The sequence below is a fragment of the Lonsdalea iberica genome (assembly GCF_002111585.1).
GTDB classification, from domain to species: Bacteria; Pseudomonadota; Gammaproteobacteria; order Enterobacterales; family Enterobacteriaceae; genus Lonsdalea; species Lonsdalea iberica.
Map to the genome: position 1 here is coordinate 24,918 of NZ_LUTP01000035.1, position 6,589 is coordinate 31,506.

The following is a 6,589-nucleotide window of genomic DNA, read 5'->3' on the forward strand; positions in this document are numbered from 1 at the left end:
TCCTCTGCCGGGCTGGCCCCGGCAGAACACCGGATCACAGCTGGAGGTAAGCGCGGATACCGTCGAGGAACATCTGCGTGGAGAGCATCACCAGCACCAGCCCCATCAGTTTTTCCAACGCGCTGACCCCTCTGTCTCCCAGCAGTCTCAGGAACAGGTTAGACATCAGCAGGATCATGAAAGAGATGCCCCAGGCGATAAACAGCGCCAGCGTCAGATGAGCCAGCTTCTGCGGATATTGGTGGGACAGCAGCATCAACGCCGCCAATATCGACGGACCGGCGACCAGAGGGATTGCCAGCGGCACCAGAAAGGGTTCATCGTTTTCCGGCAGTCCGTTGGACTCCGTTTTCGGCGATGGGAATATCATGCGAATGGCAATCAGGAACAGGATAATGCCGCCGGAGATCGACACGGTCTCAGTACGCAGGTTCAACACCGCCAGAATTTTCTCCCCCGCGAACAGAAAAATCAGCATCACGCCCAGCGCAATCACCATTTCCCGAATCAACACGACGCGACGACGTTTGGCGGGCAGGGGTTTCAGTACCGACATAAAAATCGGCATGTTTCCCAGCGGATCCATGATGAGCAGTAGTAGAACGGTGGCTGAGATCATTTCGGTCATAGGGCGGTTGACTCCTGTCGTCACGAGGCGCGAATTGACGCGCGGTTATTAGCTGCGCTGCTGAAAAAGCCGACGAGATTGAATAAATTAACTTGCGACTTTACGTACATTTTGTAAGGTTGAAGGCCATCACTTTGAACAATGTTTCTGCCAGAAACGGCAGCCAGACTTCTTTTTGTCACCCCCAAGCAGGACAGCAAACATGAAAAATGTTGGTTTTATTGGCTGGCGCGGAATGGTCGGTTCGGTACTCATGCAACGCATGGTAGAAGAACGCGATTTCGATGCCATCCGCCCGATCTTCTTTTCCACTTCCCAGCACGGCCAGCCGGCTCCAACGTTCGGCGGGCAGCAGGGCGTATTGCAGGATGCCTACGACCTGGAGGCGCTGCGGGCGCTGGATATTATCATCACCTGTCAGGGCGGCGATTATACCAACGAAGTCTATGCAAAGCTGCGTGAAAGTGGCTGGCAGGGGTACTGGATTGATGCCGCGTCCACGCTGCGCATGAGCGGCGACGCCATTATTATCCTGGACCCGGTCAACCATGCGGTCATCCAACAGGGCCTGAACGACGGTATCAAAACGTTTGTCGGCGGCAACTGCACGGTCAGCCTGATGCTGATGTCGCTGGGCGGCCTGTTTGCTCACGATCTGGTGGATTGGGTGTCCGTATCGACTTATCAGGCGGCGTCCGGCGGCGGCGCTCGCCACATGCGCGAACTGCTGGTGCAGATGGGGATGCTGAATGCGGAAGTGGCGAAAGAGCTGCAGAGTCCGGCCTCCGCCATTCTGGATATTGAACGTAAAGTGACGGCGCTGACCCGCAGCGGCACGCTGCCGACCGACAATTTCGGCGTTCCGCTGGCGGGCAGTCTGATCCCGTGGATCGACAAACAGCTGGATAACGGCCAGAGCCGCGAAGAGTGGAAAGGTCAGGCGGAAACCAACAAGATTCTGGCGACCCGCGAGGCGATCCCCGTTGACGGTCTGTGCGTACGCGTCGGCGCGTTGCGCTGCCATAGCCAGGCGTTCACCATCAAACTGAAGAAAGATGTGTCGGTGCCGGAAATCGAACAACTGCTGGCCAGCCACAATGATTGGGTGAAAGTGGTGCCGAACGATCGTGAGCTTAGCATGCGTGAACTGACGCCCGCCGCCGTGACCGGTACGCTGTCTACGCCGGTTGGCCGTCTACGTAAGCTGAACATGGGGCCGGAATATCTGTCCGCCTTTACCGTCGGCGATCAGCTGCTGTGGGGCGCGGCGGAGCCGCTGCGTCGCATGCTGCGTATCCTGCTCTAAATAATATCGCCCCACTGCGTAGTCTTGCGCGGTGGGGCGATGACCTTTCCTGTTATTTTCGCGCTGCTTCCTGCCGTTTTTCTTTCCTACACGCGTGTTCTCACTGGCGTCTCGGCTGTCGGCAGGGGACTAATGGCTCAGGGCCCCGCCGTGACGGAATCGCCTCTTCCGCGCGCTGCTGCGACCGCTGGTGCCGGTAATGCTCCAGCCAGGCGCTGACGCGCTGCTGCTGATTTTCGTCCAGCCACATGCCGAGCTTGGTTCTGCGCCACAGCGCATCCTCCAGAGAAACGACCCACTCCTGTTCGACCAGATAGCGCAGTTCGGCCTCGTAGAGCATATGCCCGAAGTGTTCGCCCAGTTCGCCGACGCTGTGCGCATCGCCCAACAGCCGTTCGGTCTGGCTGCCGTAAGTGCGGCTGTAGCGTCGGGCTAAAGACTCCGGCAGGTTGTAATGCTGACGTAGGCGGGATGCGTATTCGTCGCGGGAGCCTGAATGTCGCCGCCCGGCAGTATCGCCTGCTGCGTCCAGGCTTTGCCGGCCTGCGGGTAGAACTTCGCCAGCTTGTCCAGCGCATGTTCCGCCAGCTTACGGTAGGTGGTGAGCTTGCCGCCGAAGACGGAGAGCAGCGGGGCGCGACCGTGATCGTCGTCGATAGCCAGCGTGTAATCGCGGGTGATAGCCTGGGGCGAATCGGACTCGTCGTCGCAAAGCGGCCTGACCCCGGAGTAGCTCCAGAGGATGTCATCGCGGGTCAGCGGTTTCTTGAAATAGCGGTTGTAGATGTCCAGCAGATAGTCGACTTCGTCGTCATTGATGCTGACATGGCGCGGATCGCCGTGGTACTCCATGTCGGTGGTGCCGATGATGGAGAATTCATCCATCCAGGGAATCACGAAGACGATGCGATGATCCTGATTTTGCAGAATATAGGCCTGCGGCTCGTTATGAACTTTCGGCACCACGATATGGCTGCCTTTGATCAGGCGGATGCCATAGGGCGATGGCAGAGACAGCCCTTCGTCGAAGAAACTTCGCACCCACGGCCCCGCCGCGTTCACCAGTCCTTTAGCCTGCCAGCTGTGCGTTTCGCCGGTCAGCGCATCTTCCGCCTCGACGAGCCACAGACCGTCGACACGGCGCGCGCGCGTGACTTTGGTGCGGGTATGTACCTTGCCGCCGTGGTGCTCAACCTCTTGCGCATTCAACACCACTAAGCGGGCGTCGTCGACCCAGCAATCGGAATATTCGAAACCGCGCGTCATCTCCGGTTTCAGGGCCGACTCGGGTCCAAAACGCAGACCGCGGCTGGCCGGGAGGCTGACGCGTTTGCCCAGATGATCGTACATAAACAGCCCTGCGCGGATCATCCATGCCGGACGCAGATGTGGTTCATGGGGCAGACGAAAGCGCAATGGCGATATGATATGCGGCGCCATTTTCAACAGGACTTCGCGTTCCGATAAGGCCTCGCCAACCAGCCGGAACTCGTAGTGTTCCAGATAGCGCAGGCCGCCATGAATCAGCTTGGAGCTGGCGGAAGAGGTGGCGCAAGCCAGATCCTGCGCTTCCAACAACAGCACTGACAGACCTCGGCCCGCTGCATCCGCAGCTATACCCGCGCCGTTAATTCCCCCGCCGATCACGATCAGGTCTTTGGTTTCCACATTCCCCTCCGCCGTATTCCGTATAAATGTTCGTTTTCGCTCACGATGATAATCGCAAACAAACATTCACGCCAAGGATTAACCAAATAAATACATTTATACGTGACTTGGTTAACATTAATGGGGCCATAGCGAGAGAAATGTGCTCTTCCTCCCGGCTTTTGTGGGGGCTGGCGGAGGGAGTGCGATACAATCGACACAATTTGATAACAACAGGGGCGGAGAATCATGGAGCAGTTTGAGGCAATTGATGTAGAACAGGCTCATCAGCGTTGGCAGTCCGGTGAGGTACTGGTCGATATTCGGGACCCGCAAAGTTTCGCCGTCGCGCACGTGCCGGGCGCGGTCCATCTGACCAACGATTCGCTGAACGGCTTTGTCGACGCGGCGGATTTCGCGCAGCCGGTGATGGTGTTGTGCTATCACGGCATCAGCAGTCGCAACGCCGCTCAATACTTACTTAGCCTCGGATTTTCCTCCGTGTACAGCGTAGACGGCGGTTTTGAGGCTTGGCAACGCCGCTTCCCGCAGGACACATCGGCGGGCTGACAGGATTCGTTAGGGATGGCGCTGATTTTCCCGCGCTAAATGTTTTAGAATCAAGCTCATTGAACGATACAGCGAGAAGCATAACCACCATGATCCGGATTATCGCCTTACCCAACCCGCGCCAAGCTCAGGCGTTCGTGGATTACATGCGCACTCAGCACATTCGGCTGGCGATACGCGTCAACGACGGTGAGTACGAGCTGTGGCTACAGGATGATAGCGAGCTGGCGCGGGTAGATAAGGAGCTGGATCGTTTCATGGCAGAGCCCTGGCACGCGCGATACCAGGCGGCCAGTTGGCAAAGCGGCACCACACGCACGGGATTGCGCTATCCCGCCTTCTCCTTTGTCGGCGAGCTTCGTCAGCGCGCGGGGCCGCTGACATTGGCAGTACTGGTCGTCACCATCGCCGTTTATCTCCTGATGCAGTTCTACGGCGTTGAACGGATGATGCTGTTGCTATCCTACCCGGAGAGTGGGCAGGGGATGCAGCTGTGGCGCTGGTTTAGCCATATCCTGCTGCATTTCTCGCTGCTGCATATCCTGTTCAACCTGATGTGGTGGTGGTATCTCGGCGGGCCGGTAGAAAAAACGCTCGGAACCCGCAAACTATCCGTGATCCTGCTGCTGTCCGCGGCGCTCAGCGGCTGGGTGCAGTCGTGGTTCAGCGGCGTCTATTTCGGCGGTCTTTCCGGCGTCGTCTATGCCCTGATGGGCTATGTCTGGCTGCGGGGAGAGCGGCAGCCTGACGGGCCGTTGCATCTACAGCGAGGACTGATGGTGTTCTCCGTTCTGTGGCTGGTCGCGGGCTATTTCGATATCTTCGGCATGTCCATCGCCAACGGCGCCCTCATTGCCGGGTTGGTTGTGGGACTGCTGATGGCGTGGTGGGATACCGGGCGTCGCGTACCGGCGAAGAGGGGATAATCATGAAGCAAACGCAGCGGCATGAGGCCATTATCGAACTGGTGCGTCAGCAGGGGTACGTCAGCACCGAAGCGCTGGTAGCGCATTTTTCCGTCAGCCCGCAAACCATCCGTCGCGATCTTAACGACCTGTCCGAGCGGAATCAGATCCACCGTCATCACGGCGGCGCCGCACTCCCTTCCAGCTCCGTCAACGCCGCCTATCAGGATCGCAAAACGATGTGGTCGGATGAAAAAGCCCGCATCGCCCGACAGGTCGCCAGTCAAATCCCGGACGGCGCTACGCTGTTTATCGATATCGGCACCACACCGGAAGCGGTCGCGCACGCGCTGATGAACCATAAGGGGTTACGAGTGGTCACGAACAATCTCAACGTGGCGACCCTGTTAAAAAGCAAAGACGATTTCCGCCTGATTCTGGCCGGCGGCGAGGTGCGTAGCCGCGATGGCGGCATCATTGGGGAGGCGACGCTGGACTTCATTTCTCAATTCCGCCTCGACTACGGCATTCTCGGGATCAGCGGCATCGATATGGACGGCTCCCTGCTGGAGTTCGACTACCACGAGGTCCGCACCAAGCGTGCAATCATCGACAATTCACGCTGCGTGATGCTGGTCACCGACCACTCCAAATTTGGCCGTAACGCGATGGTCAATCTCGGCAATATGGATTTAATCGATTATTTGTTCACCGACCGGCTGCCGCCCGCAGGCGTGCTGAAAATTATCGAAAAATCCAAGGTGCAGCTGTCGCTGTGCTGAGGTAAAGAGTCTCTGCTGTTCCTCTGTTTTATCGCCGCAATGGCCGGATGCGGGAACGTCGGCGTTTCCCGCTGGCGAAGATATAACGCGTTGATCTTCTGTGCCTATCAGCGGCAATTGCACGATGATCATCGGCTAGATATAGTTCCGATATACCCTGCTTGGATGCAGGCGTTCGATTAGGCTGCCATTTACCGCCGGTGACGTGATGCAGGACATGTCTACATCAGTCACTCTCGCCGACGACCATCCGGATATTGGCTCGACAGACTCCGTCGTGGCTTTCGAGGTTTAGCTCGCTTTGCGGCGGTCCGACAGCATGGCGAAGCGACGGTATCGCCCACTGAACTGCTCTCAGCCGTGGACTGAAGGAGTATGATCGCTGCGCGCCTGACGAGGGTGAAGCGCATGGCTTGCCCCCGGAAATCGCTGGCTAAGCGGGTATTTTCCCGGAGAGCTATTGACATCCCGCTCTGTTATACCGTCATACACAGACGAGTGAACTCGCTGTACCGTAACGGGATGCGCGACTGTGCTGCCGCCAGGTGAATCGCGCGCTCTTTATGGGGATGTTCAGGCCGATCGAACTCATGATGATCAAAACGCATGGGGCAGATGCGTTGTAAAGGAAGCAATAAACATGGCGTTAGAGGCTAATAAAACGATACCCCGGCGAATCTCCATCGCCGAGACCTACGTTGACGACACCGGTCGCCATCAAAGAATCGACAGGTCGACACAAGCGAAACTG

General features: G+C 57.8%; 5 protein-coding genes and 1 pseudogene. 4 read left to right on the forward strand and 2 right to left on the reverse strand.

The window, feature by feature from the left end; translation table 11 throughout:
- Nucleotides 1-34: 34 nt before the first annotated feature.
- Nucleotides 35-628, reverse strand: coding sequence for a YhgN family NAAT transporter (locus tag AU511_RS12850; protein WP_094109923.1), 594 nt, complete (start codon nucleotides 626-628; stop codon nucleotides 35-37).
- Between the two features lie 202 nt (nucleotides 629-830).
- On the opposite strand from AU511_RS12850, the gene asd reads away from it, so the two are divergent.
- Complete coding sequence (asd, locus tag AU511_RS12855) at nucleotides 831-1,934, forward strand: aspartate-semialdehyde dehydrogenase (RefSeq protein ID WP_094109924.1); 1,104 nt, start codon at nucleotides 831-833, stop codon at nucleotides 1,932-1,934.
- A 100-nt stretch (nucleotides 1,935-2,034) separates the two neighbouring features.
- Here asd and glpD read toward each other — a convergent pair.
- Nucleotides 2,035-3,602, reverse strand: a pseudogene (glpD, locus tag AU511_RS12860) (glycerol-3-phosphate dehydrogenase).
- A 228-nt stretch (nucleotides 3,603-3,830) separates the two neighbouring features.
- On the opposite strand from glpD, the gene glpE reads away from it, so the two are divergent.
- From glpE to AU511_RS12875, 3 genes are all read left to right on the forward strand, one after another.
- The gene (gene glpE / locus AU511_RS12865) at nucleotides 3,831-4,151 is read left to right on the forward strand and encodes a thiosulfate sulfurtransferase GlpE (protein ID WP_094102243.1); all 321 of its coding nucleotides are present in this window, start codon (nucleotides 3,831-3,833) and stop codon (nucleotides 4,149-4,151) included.
- A gap of 89 nt (nucleotides 4,152-4,240) precedes the next feature.
- The gene (glpG, locus tag AU511_RS12870; RefSeq protein ID WP_094109925.1) at nucleotides 4,241-5,077 is read left to right on the forward strand and encodes a rhomboid family intramembrane serine protease GlpG; all 837 of its coding nucleotides are present in this window, start codon (nucleotides 4,241-4,243) and stop codon (nucleotides 5,075-5,077) included.
- 2 nt (nucleotides 5,078-5,079) lie between these two features.
- Nucleotides 5,080-5,838, forward strand: a complete 759-nt coding sequence (locus AU511_RS12875; RefSeq protein ID WP_094102242.1) for a DeoR/GlpR family transcriptional regulator — start codon at nucleotides 5,080-5,082, stop codon at nucleotides 5,836-5,838.
- Nucleotides 5,839-6,589: the final 751 nt, after the last annotated feature.